Here is a 14,139-nt window from a genome sequence, read left to right as displayed (position 1 = left end):
CCTTATTACGACCAGCCACCCGTCACCATGACGTCCTCCGACGTGATCATGCGGCTGTCGTCGGCCGCGAGGAAGAGCGCCATGCGCGCGAGATCGCCGGGCTCCATTTCCTCGTCGATGCACTGACCGCGCCGTATCTCTTCGCGGCCTTCGTCGGTGAGCCACAGGTTGCGCTGCTTCTCAGTCAACACCCAGCCTGGCACGAGCGTGTTCACGCGGATCCCATACGCGCCGAGCTCCTTGGCGAACCCGCGCGTCAGGCCCTGTACCGCCGCCTTGCTCATTGCGTAAACCGGAAACTGGCTGCTCTTGAGCATCCAGCAATGCGAGCCGAGATTAATGATCGAGCCCGCGCGTGCGGCCTTCATATCCTCGACCACGGCCTGCGCTGCGAACAACTGATGCCGCACGTTAACTGCAACGCCTGCATCGAACGACTCGGGCGTAACGTCGGCGAGCGTGTGGCGGCGATCGTTCGCCGCGTTGTTCACGAGCACCTCGATCGGTCCGAATACCGCCCGCACTTCGGCGATGGCCGAGTGCAACGCGGGAATGTCGGTGACGTCGCAGGCGACGAAGAGCGGTTTATGGCGCGCGTCACCGAGCGATTCGGCGAGAGCTGTTCCCGCGTTCGTGTCGATGTCGAGAAAGCCCACACGTGCGCCTTGCGCAACGAAGTGCTCGACGAACGAAGCGCCAATGCCACTTGCGCCGCCCGTAATGAGGATGACCCGGTCTACCAGACTGGGATAGCTCGCGTAACGTGCTTGTCCCGAAGATTTTTCGTTAGAAGTTGCCATTCACATTCCCGTATTGATTAATCGCTGCGACGACGAAACCGACTGTGCGCCATGCAAGCGTTCTTGCGAGCCAAGCAGGTCCGGCTTCGTGGCGCCCTCCCGTCTGTCGCCCAAATGACGCATTGTCTACGAGAAGGTGGCGATCCGCAAAGACGTGCTCGTCGTCGTGCGTTTCCAATACAACGCCGCGGAGCTAGCGACACGGGGGCCAGTGATCAGGCTGATGGACGACCCGCCGCGCCTCGGGGCCGGCCGGCAGCCCGCGAAGGATGGATTTTCAACCCGAAGCGGCCTTATGCGGCTTGAGCACGGTTGCCATGTATTGCGTCGCAAAGTCGACAAATGCCTTGACCCGAAGCGGCATTCTTCGCTGTGCCGGATAGACGATTTGTGCCGACCACGGCTTGGGCCGCCACTTCGGGAGAACTCGGACCATCCGCTGAGCCAGCAGGTCTTCCTCGACGAACCACTCGGGCAGCACGGCAAGACCGAGCCCCATGCGAACCGCTTCGCGGATACTTGCACCACCCTCAGTCAAAAACACTGGCTCGAGTTCCAGCGAGCAACTCTCAGACCCTGAGTGCAACGTCACGTGCCTCGGATTGCCGAACTGACTTCCCGATAGTGCAATCCATGGAAAGCCGGCCAGGTGCGCCGGTTTGCGCGGCTTTTTGTGCTCCTTCAGCAGTGACGGAGAGCCGACGACACAGCGCGTTATCTCACCCAGCGGGCGGGACACGACCCGCTCGTCACTGAGCGTCCCCGCGAGGATGCCGGCGTCGCAGCCCTCCTCGATCATGTGCAGAGGCCGATTCGAATATCCGAGTTCGACCCGCACAGCAGGGTTCGTCTGAATGAAACTGCTGATCAGGCGACTGACGACCGTTTGACCAAAGTCGATGGTGGAAAACACGCGGATCTGACCGCTCAACGCTGTCTGATCGCTGCGCAGCCGGCTTTCACATTCCTCGGCCAGCGAAAGCAACGTCTGGGCGTCCGCGAGTATCTGCTGGCCCGCGTCGGTGAGACTCATGCGATGCGTATCACGACGCAGCAGCGCCGCGCCAGACTGCGCCTCCAGCGCCTGCAGTTGTCGGCTCAGCGTCGGTTGACTTAGCCGGCGCTTTCGCGCAGCCGCCGAAATGCTGCCGCTATCGACGATGGCGACGAATGCGCGAAGGAGGTCAAGATTGTCGTAGATGCTCATACGAGAAAAGCATAACCGATATTCGGGTCATGCCACTACCGTTGGAGTGGCCTCCTCACGAAAATGCACTCATCGCAGTCACACCCACCAGTCCCAAGGAGATTTGCCATGAGTACCCAAGCCAACCATGCACAAGCCGCCAAGGTCGCTATTGTCACTGGCGCTTCCCGTGGAATCGGCGCAGCGATCGCGCAACGCCTGGCCGCGGACGGCATCGCCGTCGTCGTCAACTATGCGGGGCGCGAAGCCGACGCATTGGCGGTCGTGGAATCGATTCAGGCCGCGGGCGGGCGGGCGGCGGCGATTCGCGCCGACGTGACGGTGCCTGCCCAGGTGGCTGCAATGTTCGATACCGCCATCACGTTGTTCGGCGGTGTGGACATTCTCGTCAACAACGCGGGGATCATGCAGCCCGGCCTCGTCTCGCTCGTCGACACCGACGACGCGCTGTTCGACCGGCTTGTCGCCATCAACCTGAAGGGAACCTTCAACACGCTGCGCGCTGCCGCCAAAAGATTGCGCGCCGGTGGCCGCATCGTGAATTTCTCCAGCAGCATGAACGGTCTTTCGCAGCCTGGATATTCCGTCTATGCCGCGACGAAAGCAGCCGTCGAGACGATGACCAACATCTTCGCCAAGGAGCTGCGCGGCCGGAATATCACAGTGAACGCTGTCGCGCCCGGGCCGACCGCAACCGAGCTTTTTCTCAAGGACAAGACGCCCGAGCAGGTCGAACGCATCGCCAAGGCGGCGCCCATGGAACGACTCGGCGAGCCGGCGGACATCTCCGAAGTGGTCGCCTTCCTCGTTAGCAACGCCGCGAGCTGGATTGACGGACAAACCCTTCGCGTGAATGGCGGAATCATTTGAGCGACGACCATCCACCAGACAAGGAGATCAACGTGAAACAAGTCATCGTCGTAACCGGCGCTTCCAGCGGCTTCGGCCGCCTCGCCGCCGAGGCGCTCGCACGGGCGGGTCATACCGTCTACGCGACCATGCGTGCAACCGAAGGACGTAACGCCTCCACTGTCGCGCAGATGCGCGAATTCGCCCGCACCTGCCCAGCGGATCTTCGCACCGCGGAGATGGACGTCTCGTCGCAGCCTTCGGTCGATAACGCCATCGCTCGAGTTGTGAGGGAGGCCGGCCACATCGACGTCATCGTTCATAACGCGGGTCATATGGCCTTCGGTCCAGCCGAGGCGTTCACACCCGAGCAGTTCGCCCAGCTTTACGACACGAACGTAGTGGGCACCCAGCACGTCAATCGGGCGGTTGTGCCGCACATGCGCGCGGAAAAAAAGGGGCTGGTGCTCTGGGTGTCGAGTAGCAGTTCCGCAGGCGGCACTCCGCCTTACCTCGCGCCGTACTTCGCAGCGAAAGCCGCGATGGATGCCATCGCGGTTCAGTACGCGCGAGAACTGTCGCCGTGGGGCATTGAAACCTCGATTGTCGTTCCCGGGGCCTTCACGTCCGGCACGAACCACTTCGCGCATGCAGGCCGCCCGCAAGATCAGGGCGTACTCGGTCAGTACGAAAAAGGGCCCTGTGCGGGGCTGGGCGAGCGTATCCAGCAGGCATTCGCCGCAATCGTGCCGCCCGACGCCGATGCAAGTCTCGTAGCGCACGCCATCGTCGATGCGGTCGACGCGCCTATGGGTCGGCGACCGTTTCGCGTCCACGTTGATCCAGCGCAGGACGGCGCGGATGTCGGATTCGCCGTGCTCGACCGTCTCAGAGCCGAAATGCTGCATCGAGTCGGTATGTCCGACCTGCTCCGGCCGCGCACCTGGTAACCGCTTTGCCCACGTGATTTTTTTGAGGAGAACGCACATGAAAGCACGCATCCTCGGCCAGAAGGGGCCAGCTGTATCCGCCATCGGACTGGGTTGCATGGGCATCTCCGACCTGTACGGGCCGGCCGATCGCAGCGAAAGCATCGCGACACTACACGCCGCGATCGAAGCAGGCATTACGCTGCTGGATACCGGCGACTTCTACGGCATGGGTCACAATGAGCTGCTGATACGCGAGGCGTTGTCCGTGCTTCCACCATCACGTCGTGACTCGGTGCAGATCAGCGTCAAGTTCGGCGCGCTGCGCGATCCGGCTCGCGGCTGGCACGGATATGACGCCCGTCCGCAGGCCGTGCGAAACTTCGTCGCGTATTCGCTGCAACGGCTGGGAGTCGATCACATCGACATTTACCGGCCGGCAAGGCTCGATCCGAATGTCCCGATCGAAGACACGGTTGGCGCAATCGCGGATCTGGTCAAGGCGGGCTACGTACGGCACATCGGCCTCTCCGAACTCGGCGCGGATTCGATCCGGCGCGCGGCAAACGTCCACACGATCAGCGACCTCCAGATCGAATACTCGCTGATCTCACGCGGGATTGAAGATGATATTTTGCCTACCTGCCGCTCGCTTGGCATTGGCATCACCGCCTACGGCGTGCTCTCTCGCGGTCTGATTAGCGGACACTGGCAAGCTGGCGCGAGGCCAAACGATTTTCGGGCCATCAGTCCTCGATTTCAGGGCGACAATGCCTCTCACAATCTGGCTTTGGTCGAAACGCTTCGCAAGGTGGCAGAGCGCAAGGGCGTGACCGTTGCCCAACTGGCGATTGCGTGGGTGTCGGCGCAGGGGATGGACATCGTGCCACTGGTGGGTGCACGCACGCGCGCGAGGCTTCAGGAGGCTCTTGGCTCCATCGAACTTCGACTGACGGAACGTGAGCTTGGCGAAATTGAGCAGGCCGTGCCGAAGGGCGCCGCTGCGGGGGAGCGCTATGCGTCTGCTCTTCTCGCCGAGCTCGACAGCGAAAAGCGGGTGGAAGAGCGCTAAGCTCCCTGGTTGTTTATCGGTCGGCCAACCGCAAATTATCTTGACTGACGTTGGCCATGCTGCTTGACGCTGCCTATCCGGCATGTCTCGAATCAAGCATTTACTGAGTCTTCTGCTGGCGCTGCGGCGAGTCAGCTTCGCTGACCTGCTTGAGTCGCGTCAGCCAATCCCCCAGGGCTCCATCCAGCATCGGTTGCAAAGTCGTGGCGTTGGCCCTCACGACGTCACCGCTCCATGACTCCTCGGTGTGCACATGGACGCCGCGCCCCGTTGCGGAGAACTCCCAAACATGCACCGCGAAGATTCCTTGCGCCGGGCCTGTCCAGACGATTCTTCGCTGCGGCACGATTTCCCGGACCGTAGAAGTGATCTTCAAGCCGCCTTCCTCCCATTTGAATGCCGATCCGGCGGACAGCGTCCCGTCAAAGTGGGCGGCAGTCACTGTGGGGCGCCACGTCGGCCACGCCGAGATGTTGGTTTGAACTGCCCACACGGTCGAAAGCGGCGCATCGATGTCAACGTCATGGCGCGACACTACTGGAGCCGCCAGATCGATATCGACGGTAGTCCCCGCGTGTGCCTCTTCTGCCGCGAGCAGTGCAACAGCGACTACCGCGATGCTCGTCAGAACAGAGGCACGGGCGACGAAGCGCGCGGCTGCGCTGGAAATGATGTTTTTCATGACGGCGCTCAGGCTGCGGTGACCAGCGCTCGGGTATTTGCCACAGCGGCAAGCGTCTGCCGGACGCCTTCTACATACGACGTCTTACGGATCGGCCCGATCAGTTGCTGCAGCGCCGAATCGTCCATGATCAGCTGGTCGGTCATCAGGTAGTTCATCTCGACCATCTCTCGCATGAATGGGTTGAACAGGCCGATCAGACGCAGCATCATGTTGCCTGCCACGCGTAACCTGATCTTGTTGCCAGTCTGGCGTTCCATTTCCGACACGAGTGCGCGCTGCGTCGTGACACCCACGCCGGCGAAGTTCCAGATTTTCCCGAACGCGGCGGGGGTATCGACCAGCCGCGCGACCACCGGCCCCACGTCCGGTACGAAGACAAACTCGTGCGGGCGGTCGATCGGCCCGACCATGTCTGCGGCGCCGCCGTTCACTGCAGCCTGCGCCGCGCGGTGCAGCAGACTGGCTTCCACGCCGGGTCCATAGAAGTCCGGCAAGCGCAGGACAGTTGCGTTGATGCGGCCGTCGCCATGCGCTTGCATCAGCAGATCCTCCTGCGCCTTGCGCATGCGGCCCTTGTACGTGTGCGGCTCACGCGGATGGTCTTCGCGTACCGGGTTGGCGCGGGACTTGCCGTACGGGTACACGGTGCCAATCAAAATGATGTTTTTGACCCCGGCGGCGACCGCACCATCAATCGTCTTGCGCATCAGCTCCGGATGCAGTTCGAACTGCCAGTAGTTCACGCCGACCATATAAATCAGCGTCTCGATGCCCTTCGCCGCGGCCAGCACCGAGGCGGGCGAGTCAGGGTTCCAGGTGACGATCTCAGCAAGCGGGTCGGCGCCGAATGCCTCGCGCAGGCTTGCTTCGGTACGGCCGACGACGCGGTAGGGACGGCCGCTGCAACGGAGGGAGGAGGCAATGCTTTGACCGATAACGCCTGCGGCGCCGAACAGGGCTACTTTGGACACGATGATTCTCCTTGGGGATGAAAGCTCACGACGAGAGGTGGCGAAAGATCGCAACAGAGATCGATGAGGCACGAGCGAGCACAGTGCCCAGATACGCATCGAGAACGGGTTGAACCGGTGCCCGCAGCCAGGCTTCGAGCGCTGCGACGGAAGCAGCGAACACTACGTTGACACCCCGCCGGGTCCACACGGCTGTGACGCAGGTACCCTGGCGCGGAGATGTCCGCGCCTCGATGGCTGCGATGTTCATTTTTCGCTCCTTAGACTTCGATCGATCCTGCTGCTGGAGACCGTAGTTTGCTCAATAGACAGCCAAACGAAAATCGCCTAGATTGCTATCGCGCCTATACAAAAATGCATACCATGATTCAACGCGAACCGAACTGGGAGTGGTACCGCACTTTTCTGACGGTCCTGGAGACAGGTTCACTGTCAGCGGCCGCGCGCGCGATGGGGATGACCCAACCGACGGTCGGCCGTCACATCGACGGTCTGGAATCGGCACTGGCGTTAAAGCTCTTCACGCGCTCGTTCGATGGCTTCGCGCCTACCGATGCTGCGCTCGAACTGAGGCCCTATGCCGCCGGCGTGGCCGCGACCTCTGCGGCGCTGCTCCGGGTGGCCAGCAGCCACGGGGCAGGCGTTCGCGGTACGGTGCGATTGACCGCAAGCGAGGTCATGGGCGTCGAGGTGCTCCCGCCTATCCTCGCTGCATTGCGGCGCGAGCACCCTGAACTGGTCATCGAACTGGTGTTGTCGAACAAGGTGGATGATTTACTGCACCGCGAGGCGGACATCGCGGTGCGCATGCTCCGGCCCACGCAGGACGCGTTGGTGGCCAGACGCGTAGGCGCCGTCGAACTCGGTTTGTATGCTCACGAACACTATCTGGCAGCGCACGGCACGCCGAAATCGATGGATGAGTTGTCCCGTCACGCGATCGTCGGCTTTGATCACGAGAACGCATTCATCCGCCGGCTCCAGGATCAATTCCCAGTGTTCTCGCGCGCTGCCCTGGCGTTTCGCGCCGACAGCGACCTGGCCCAGCTAGCCGCCATCCGCGCGGGCTTCGGCATTGGCGTGTGCCAGGCGGCGTTGACCGCGCAGGACAAGGCGCTGATACGCGTGTTACCGGCCAGCTTCTCGATTGCGATGGACACCTGGGTGGCCATGCACGAGGACCTGCGCGAGAGCGCACGTTGTGCGGTGACGTTCTCAGCGATTGCGGCGGGTTTGAAGGCTTACATACGGCGCTCGTAGGTTACCCGGAGGCTGCCGGCAACGCGTCATCGGAAGGCGCTGGCAGGAGTGCTCAGTGACCAGTTGCGCTCGACTTGTCGCGAATGGCCGGTATTGAGAAAGGCAAAGGACCGTTGTGGGTCGTAAGTTCGTATTCGCCGATTGGAGAGTCGCCGCTCGGGAGCAGGCTCGCGCGAACGGCCGGTTAGCACGATGCTGCTGCCCGACGAGGTCTGTGGCGAAGCGTCCGCAATGCCCGAAAGGTGCGAGTAGCTCGTCCGTCAGCTTTCGGATCTGGAGTGCTCGTACGACGGCTGACCCGATCGCCCATTCGTCGGCCAAAGCCGCATTTGAGCTGGCTGACATTTAGCTCCGCGGCGCATCAGGCGAGCGCGCGAGTGCGCAAAAAGGAGGGCTTCGAATACGGACGTCAGATAAACCGAGTGCCTTTATGGAGGCCACAAAGCCTCACTTCTCTGAAAAAAATCCATGCCATCCGGAGCGCGACGATGATCATTATCCGGCTCCAGTGACGTCCACGCATATTGTCTCCACACGGCCATGCTATCGTCGCAAGGCATTTCGGCGATGAGATTGCCGTTGCAGCAAGCATTGGACAACCGCCTGCATGATCCGCAATGATCCGTTCGAGCCATTCCCGCAAAAGCGGCGCCGCGCGTGGCCGCTGATTCTGCTGTGCGCCGTAGTCACCGTTCTGGTCGCGTTGGTGGTGGCAACCGGGTTGACTCTGCGGGCGAGCCTGCCGCAACTCGACGGCACGCGCGCCGCGCCGGTATCGGCAACGGTGACAATCGCGCGCGACGCGCTCGGCGTGCCCACGGTGCAAGGCAGCACGCGGGACGACGTCGCGTATGCGACCGGTTTCGTTCACGCACAGGACCGCTTCTTTCAGATGGATCTGCTGCGCCGGGTCGCCGCCGGCGAGATGGCCGCGCTCATGGGTCCGGCTGCGCTGGCGCTGGACCGGCGCGACCGGCCGATGCGTTTTCGCGAACACGCGCGGGCGGCGCTCGCCGCGTTGCCCGCAGAGCAGAGGCAACTGATCGAACACTATGCGACGGGCGTCAACGACGGCCTGCGCTCGCTTCGCGCGCGGCCGTTCGAATACTGGCTGCTGGGCACGCAACCGGTCCCGTGGCGTCCCGAGGACACGTTGCTCGCCGTCTATGCCATGTACATCGACCTGCAGTACGGCCAGGTCACGCACGTGCTGTCACGCGCGGCGCTGCGCGAGCGGCTGCCTGCGGACCTGCTTGCGTTCCTGCTGCCCGCAACGAGCCGCTGGGATGCTCCGCTCGACGGCATGCGCGCATTCGCGCCGTCACCCCCCGCCCTGCCCGCGACGCCGCCGCCGTGGCTGGCCGCAACGCGGTCCGCCGCGGACTTCGACGCGCAGACCAGCGGGTCATTGAGCAGCGTACCCAGACTCATCGACGCCGGGGCTCACGTCGATTCGATGGTCGGCAGCAATGGATTCGCGGTCGACGGTGCGCACGGCGTGGAAGGACGCGCGCTGCTCGCGAGCGACATGCACCTCGGCTTGTCGCTGCCGAACATCTGGTACCGGTTATCGCTGGTCTATCCCGCGCCAGAGGGCAGCGTGCGGCGCATCACGGGAGTGAGCTTGCCGGGCACGCCACTCGTCGTGAGCGGCAGCAACGGCCATATTGCCTGGGGATTCACGAACAGCTACGGGCGGTTCATCGATCTCATCGAACTGCTGCGCGACCCGGACGATCCGCTTCGCTATGGAGTGCCCGACGGCGGCTGGCAGACGGCGCAGGTGATCCATGAGCGCCTCGACGTGAACGGCGGCGCGAGTGTCGATCTTCCGGTCGTGCAAACCCGCTGGGGGCCCCAGATCGTGGTGGGCCCGCATGCGTATGCCTTGCATTGGGTTGCGCAGGATCCGCAGGCGATCAACGTGAACCTCATGCAGCTCGAAAGCGTGTCGAACGTCATCGACGCGTTGCACGCTGCGCAGACCTTCGGCCTGCCAACGCAGAATTTCATGGCGGCTGATGCACAGGGCCATATCGGTTGGACGCTCGCCGGTCCCCTGCCGCGCTTTGCCGATGCGGATGCCACGGCGCTCGCCAGCCTCCCGTTCCGCTCCGATACCTATAGTGGTTGGCAGAAGTATCTGCCTCCCGCTGAGTATCCGTTGCGCACCGATCCGCCGGCGGGCCGCATCTGGACTGCGAACAACCGGACGTTGCCACCGGGCGAGGCAGCACGCATCGGCGATGCGGGCGCCGATCTCGGCGCACGCGCGACGCAGATTCGCGACGATCTGCTCGCGTTGCCGCATGCGACCGAGCGCGACATGCTGGCGGTGCAGACCGACGACCGGGCTTTCTGGATTGAACACTGGCGACGCACTGCCCTCGACGCGCTCGACGCGACCGCTCTCAACGGCCATCCCGAACGCGCGGCATTCCGCCGGCTCGTCGAAACCTGGGATGGTCACGCGGATGTGACTGCGGTCGGCTACCGGCTGGTGCGCGCGTTCTACTACTCCCTGTACGACGCCTGGTTCGGTGCGCTCGACAAGCAGATGACCGCGATCGCACCCGAGCTCAGCTATCGGGCGGCGAACTCGCGTTACGAGGCGACAATGGAGACGCTCGCCGGCCAGCACGCGTGGATACCCGAGGGCTTCGCGGACTGGCGCGCGTTCGTGCTGGATCGGATCGACCGCTCGATCGCGCAATTGCCGAAGGGCACGAAGCCTGAAGATGCACGCTGGGGCGAGCGCAACCGCTCGGCAATCGCGCATCCGTTCGCGCGGATCGTGCCGTCGTGGCTGCCGTGGGTGCGCAGCTGGCTCAGCACGCCGGGCGATCCGCTGCCGGGCGACATCAATATGCCGCGCGTGCAGTCACCGGTGTTCGGCGCATCCGAGCGTTTTGCAGTATCGCCAGGGCGTGAGCAGGACGGCATCTTCGAGATGCCCGGCGGACAGTCCGGCAATCCACTGTCGCCGTATTTTCTGGCGGGACATGAAACGTGGGTGCGCGGCGATGTGGCGCCGTTCCTGCCTGGCCCAGCCGTGCATACGCTTAAGCTCAACGTGGCTGATACGCATCGGGCAACCGTTATGGGCGGACCTTTGGTGATTCAGAAGAACCCTCGCTGACTCAAGACACCTCGAAGACCCTGCAGACCGGGGCGACTTTGGCAGTAAGGGGCACGGTGAACCCGCCTTGACGAACGGTGAGTCAGGCGACAGCGGTAAGAGGCTGCCAGTCATGTGGCAGCAATGCGGTGATGTCGCTCGCCCTTTGAGTGAGCAGCCCGCTTCGATCTCCAGCGCCGCAGCATCACGTCAGCGAGCACGATCTGCGGGCGAAATGCGCCAGCGATGCAGAGACGCTCGAGCACGCGCGAGCGCTTCTTGCCCATGCGGACGGAAAGGTAACGAAAAGGATTTACCGCAGAAAACCGGAGCGCGTGAAGCCGCTTCGATGAAAATCTCTGGCACACCCCCGGTTCTATGGCACAGATCGGGGGCTGCGTCGGCTGGAAGGCCTCATGGGAAGGCTAGCGGAGAGAGGGCGGCATATCACCGCACCGACCTGCTGGAACAACGCCGCCCGATGATGGAAGCGTGGGCCGTGCATGTTTGCGGCATAGCGGATTGATTCAGAGGCGCGGCCCATAACACTCACGCTGTGCCTTACAAGCCCGCACAAAAAAGCCGACTCGCGAGGGTTGGCGTTTGCGTTCGAGCTAGGTTCTATCGATATTCATCAATCTCAACAGTCCCGCCAATCGCTTCCATCATGGTGCGAATATCGTCGGGCACATCGGGCACGCGGTCGCCGCTCTCGTTGTCCCAGTAACACCAGAATCGCACCTTTACCCCTTCGCGCTCCAGCGTTTCCCGCAAGTCCGGCCGGGTGAGGTTGAGTCGTTCGATAAGAAAGCGTAAATGTGGTTCGAGTTCGTTACTGCGAACGAACGGTTTGCTTGCGACCGCCCAAAGCCCTACGCGGCCGGGTGTCCGGCTGACCCTGCCAGAAGGTGTGGTAAAGGACTCGCCCTTGGTTATGGCCGAACTCGGGGAAACGCCGAAATAGTCCGTCCAGAATTGAGGGATTACCGCGTCACCCATTACGTGAAACGTCGCGTGAGCTAGTTGATGGTCGGTCATTGCGATTCTCTCAGTTGGCCCAATCGTGGAAGTTGGCTACGAAACGGCCGTTGAAGTAGACGTCGCCGTTGTCGTGCCAGATAACGTTATCAGCCGGGCCAAGGCCATTGTCGGGTTTGAAGTCGTGCAAGATATCGCCGAAGGTATGCTGGTCGTATCCAAGCATCTTTGCGGCGAACTTCGGGTTGTTCGTGCTCGCGGCGAGTTCTTGGACATCACCGCTTACGGTATCTGGTATGTACTCGAACGGCTGCGCGTCGCCGAGCAGCGTTGATGCGCCTCTATCGCCAGCCCTCGCTGCGCGCGCAGCGGCTAACTGGGCTTGCCAGGTGGCCGGATGGTACTGGGCGGACCTCGCGAGATTCCTCAACGGCGTACTGCTGTAGGCTGACGGAAACAGGCTATCACGCGGGCCTTTAATGACAAGCAGTTTGCCCCGGCGAACCTCTTCGAGAAGCGCGACGATGACCCACCAGCCATCGGTGTCAGGGTTCCCGTTTCGCACGTTGTGAAAAAACAACCAGCTCTGGCCAATGAGCTTCCTGATCAGTTTCCCGTCCTTCTCCCATTGCCTGCGGTTCAGGTCGGCAATACCGAGAAATTCGCGGGTTTCTGCCCTGGCTTTCCCGAGGTCTGCGGCCTTCCCGAGGCACGCCTTGTAGTGCAATTCGTTACAGATGACATAACGGGCACCCGGTGGCCTCTGGCAGCACAGTTCCACCGAGAACATCTCAAATATGGACAGGGACATAGGTGTGTCGACGGTTCATCTGAAGTCGCTGCCGGGGTTGACAGCAGTCAGATGATTACCGTGCGACAGACATTCGTACATGGGCGACGGCCCAAAATCTCCGCAGCTCTTAACGAAACAGAAAAAAGCACCCGGCAGAACGTTGCGGTTTTTCGCGCCCGCAGTGCGAATGATCGCGGGAAGGACTCGCGCCGCCATTCGCGGCTTTTCAGCCGCTGGCGGCACTCGCAAGCAGGCTATTCACGCGCCGCCGTCTGCATCAGTGCTGCGCGTATGTCAGCGAGCGCATCCTCGAACAGACCAAAAATGGAAACCCGAGCAACGGTTGAGAGATCGGAAAACTGCTCCGCGACTTCTTCCAGACTCAACAGCCCCGCCAGCGCGTACAGTTGATCGACGCGGATAACAGCGGTGTCAGGCATCGCGGCATCCCGTTGTGCGTCGATCCTGTGGGATGAAATGGGCGATTGAGTTTGCTCAGGGCGAGCGGGGATATGGTGCAAGAGACACCTCCTATTCGAATTTGGAACCCGGCCCCCGACGCCAATCGCGGTGGCCGGGCACATGGCAAGGTTGGCGTACCGGCGAATAGGAAACCGGCGAGCGCAAGCGCTCCCCCACCAAGGCCCGACCATAAGGGCGCTTGATGCGGGCGTAAAAAAACCGCCGGTCGGCGGTTGCCCGCCTATTCGGTTCCCAGACGCCAATCCGGGGTCACGCTGTGTACGTGACGCTTGAAGTACAGCGCACCATGCATGCGCGCCGCCATTTGCATGGCAATGGGGGCGTGGCGCATTTGAATCATGATTGTCAGCCATGCTCGCCGCGTGTACGCAGTGCTCGCAGTCGCGCAAAGGTAGGACTATCGTTCGCGGTCGATTCACGAACGGGCACAAATACGCGATGTCGAACGTGTTCAAGACGAAGAGAGAACTACAATGAAAAACCTTATCCGGGCAATAGCCTTCGCCGCCGAAAAACACCGCAACCAGCGGCGGAAGGACAGCAATGCGTCACCCTACGTCAACCATCCCATTGCACTCGCCAATGTCCTCGCCAACGAAGGGGGCATCGACGACGGGATCGGTGTGCCACGCTTCTGCTGCATCGTCCTCGCGTATCGTCACCTTTTCCGAGAAGCGCTCATTGTCTTCGGGCTCTTCGTCCCATCCTCGCTCCCACGCAGAACGGCGAATCGTTGCCTTCAGCTTGCCAGCATTGATTGCGTTGACCAGCGCTTCGAACGCAGTCCGGACCCATGTAATGCCGTCGCTGTCAGTAAAACCGGTTTCTCGATTCTTGAACCACTCGCCGCTCTCATCAACCGCGTTCGGATCGAAGCCAGCGATCAATGCCGCAGCCTGCTCTACGGTCAGCGGATCGACCAGACTCCACAGCGGATTGATAGCCTTGTACGAATACGGGTCGTTCACGTTGCCTCCTGAGGGCTCGCCGTAGC

14 protein-coding genes and 1 pseudogene are annotated in these 14,139 nt (G+C 62.2%); 6 read left to right on the top strand and 9 right to left on the bottom strand.

Going from position 1 to position 14,139, the window contains the following annotated elements; genetic code table 11:
- Window positions 1-5: 5 nt before the first annotated feature.
- Both LJ655_RS05830 and LJ655_RS05825 read right to left on the bottom strand, forming a co-directional pair.
- A complete protein-coding gene (locus tag LJ655_RS05830) occupies window positions 6-800 on the bottom strand; it encodes an SDR family NAD(P)-dependent oxidoreductase (RefSeq protein ID WP_230560318.1) in 795 nt (264 codons plus the stop codon).
- A 277-nt stretch (window positions 801-1,077) separates the two neighbouring features.
- Window positions 1,078-2,007 (bottom strand): LysR family transcriptional regulator, encoded by a 930-nt coding sequence (locus tag LJ655_RS05825; protein ID WP_230560317.1) that lies wholly within the window; start codon window positions 2,005-2,007, stop codon window positions 1,078-1,080.
- 108 nt (window positions 2,008-2,115) lie between these two features.
- Here LJ655_RS05825 and LJ655_RS05820 point away from each other — a divergent pair, with 108 nt between their 5' ends.
- From LJ655_RS05820 to LJ655_RS05810, 3 genes are read left to right on the top strand one after another with little or no spacing between them, the layout of a single operon-like run.
- The gene (locus tag LJ655_RS05820; RefSeq protein WP_230560677.1) at window positions 2,116-2,877 is read left to right on the top strand and encodes a glucose 1-dehydrogenase; all 762 of its coding nucleotides are present in this window, start codon (window positions 2,116-2,118) and stop codon (window positions 2,875-2,877) included.
- A 32-nt stretch (window positions 2,878-2,909) separates the two neighbouring features.
- Window positions 2,910-3,806, top strand: coding sequence for an SDR family NAD(P)-dependent oxidoreductase (locus LJ655_RS05815; protein ID WP_230560676.1), 897 nt, complete (start codon window positions 2,910-2,912; stop codon window positions 3,804-3,806).
- 37 nt (window positions 3,807-3,843) lie between these two features.
- On the top strand, window positions 3,844-4,857 hold the full coding sequence (locus LJ655_RS05810; protein ID WP_230560316.1) for an aldo/keto reductase: 1,014 nt from the start codon (window positions 3,844-3,846) through the stop codon (window positions 4,855-4,857).
- 100 nt (window positions 4,858-4,957) lie between these two features.
- Here LJ655_RS05810 and LJ655_RS05805 read toward each other — a convergent pair whose 3' ends face one another.
- From LJ655_RS05805 to LJ655_RS05795, 3 genes are read right to left on the bottom strand one after another with little or no spacing between them, the layout of a single operon-like run.
- Window positions 4,958-5,539 carry an SRPBCC family protein gene (locus LJ655_RS05805; protein WP_230560315.1) on the bottom strand — a complete coding sequence of 194 codons (582 nt, stop codon included), beginning with the start codon at window positions 5,537-5,539 and terminating at the stop codon, window positions 4,958-4,960.
- An 8-nt stretch (window positions 5,540-5,547) separates the two neighbouring features.
- Window positions 5,548-6,513 (bottom strand): NAD-dependent epimerase/dehydratase family protein, encoded by a 966-nt coding sequence (locus tag LJ655_RS05800; RefSeq protein WP_230560314.1) that lies wholly within the window; start codon window positions 6,511-6,513, stop codon window positions 5,548-5,550.
- 25 nt (window positions 6,514-6,538) lie between these two features.
- Complete coding sequence (locus LJ655_RS05795; protein WP_230560313.1) at window positions 6,539-6,763, bottom strand: hypothetical protein; 225 nt, start codon at window positions 6,761-6,763, stop codon at window positions 6,539-6,541.
- Window positions 6,764-6,876: 113 nt separating this feature from the next.
- On the opposite strand from LJ655_RS05795, the gene LJ655_RS05790 reads away from it, so the two are divergent.
- Window positions 6,877-7,773 (top strand): LysR family transcriptional regulator, encoded by an 897-nt coding sequence (locus tag LJ655_RS05790; RefSeq protein WP_230560312.1) that lies wholly within the window; start codon window positions 6,877-6,879, stop codon window positions 7,771-7,773.
- Between the two features lie 607 nt (window positions 7,774-8,380).
- Window positions 8,381-10,912 carry a penicillin acylase family protein gene (locus tag LJ655_RS05785; protein ID WP_230560311.1) on the top strand — a complete coding sequence of 844 codons (2,532 nt, stop codon included), beginning with the start codon at window positions 8,381-8,383 and terminating at the stop codon, window positions 10,910-10,912.
- Window positions 10,913-11,512: 600 nt separating this feature from the next.
- Here the strand turns inward: LJ655_RS05785 and LJ655_RS05780 are convergent.
- The 3 genes from LJ655_RS05780 to LJ655_RS05770 form a co-directional block, all read right to left on the bottom strand.
- The gene (locus LJ655_RS05780; protein ID WP_230560310.1) at window positions 11,513-11,929 is read right to left on the bottom strand and encodes a DUF4279 domain-containing protein; all 417 of its coding nucleotides are present in this window, start codon (window positions 11,927-11,929) and stop codon (window positions 11,513-11,515) included.
- Between the two features lie 10 nt (window positions 11,930-11,939).
- On the bottom strand, window positions 11,940-12,680 hold the full coding sequence (locus LJ655_RS05775; RefSeq protein ID WP_230560309.1) for a hypothetical protein: 741 nt from the start codon (window positions 12,678-12,680) through the stop codon (window positions 11,940-11,942).
- 236 nt (window positions 12,681-12,916) lie between these two features.
- The gene (locus LJ655_RS05770) at window positions 12,917-13,183 is read right to left on the bottom strand and encodes a hypothetical protein (RefSeq protein WP_230560308.1); all 267 of its coding nucleotides are present in this window, start codon (window positions 13,181-13,183) and stop codon (window positions 12,917-12,919) included.
- Window positions 13,184-13,618: 435 nt separating this feature from the next.
- On the opposite strand from LJ655_RS05770, the pseudogene LJ655_RS05765 reads away from it, so the two are divergent.
- Window positions 13,619-13,759: pseudogene (locus LJ655_RS05765) on the top strand (phosphohydrolase); the annotation flags it as partial.
- On the opposite strand, the gene LJ655_RS05760 reads toward LJ655_RS05765, so the two are convergent.
- Window positions 13,694-14,113, bottom strand: a complete 420-nt coding sequence (locus LJ655_RS05760) for a hypothetical protein (protein ID WP_230560696.1) — start codon at window positions 14,111-14,113, stop codon at window positions 13,694-13,696. The pseudogene LJ655_RS05765 and the gene LJ655_RS05760 overlap by 66 nt on opposite strands.
- Window positions 14,114-14,139: the final 26 nt, after the last annotated feature.

Source organism: Paraburkholderia translucens (assembly GCF_020881035.1).
Taxonomy (GTDB): Bacteria; Pseudomonadota; Gammaproteobacteria; order Burkholderiales; family Burkholderiaceae; genus Paraburkholderia; species Paraburkholderia translucens.
The sequence above is the reverse complement of the archived record's forward strand: the minus strand, read 5'-3'. Positions and strand labels throughout refer to the sequence as shown.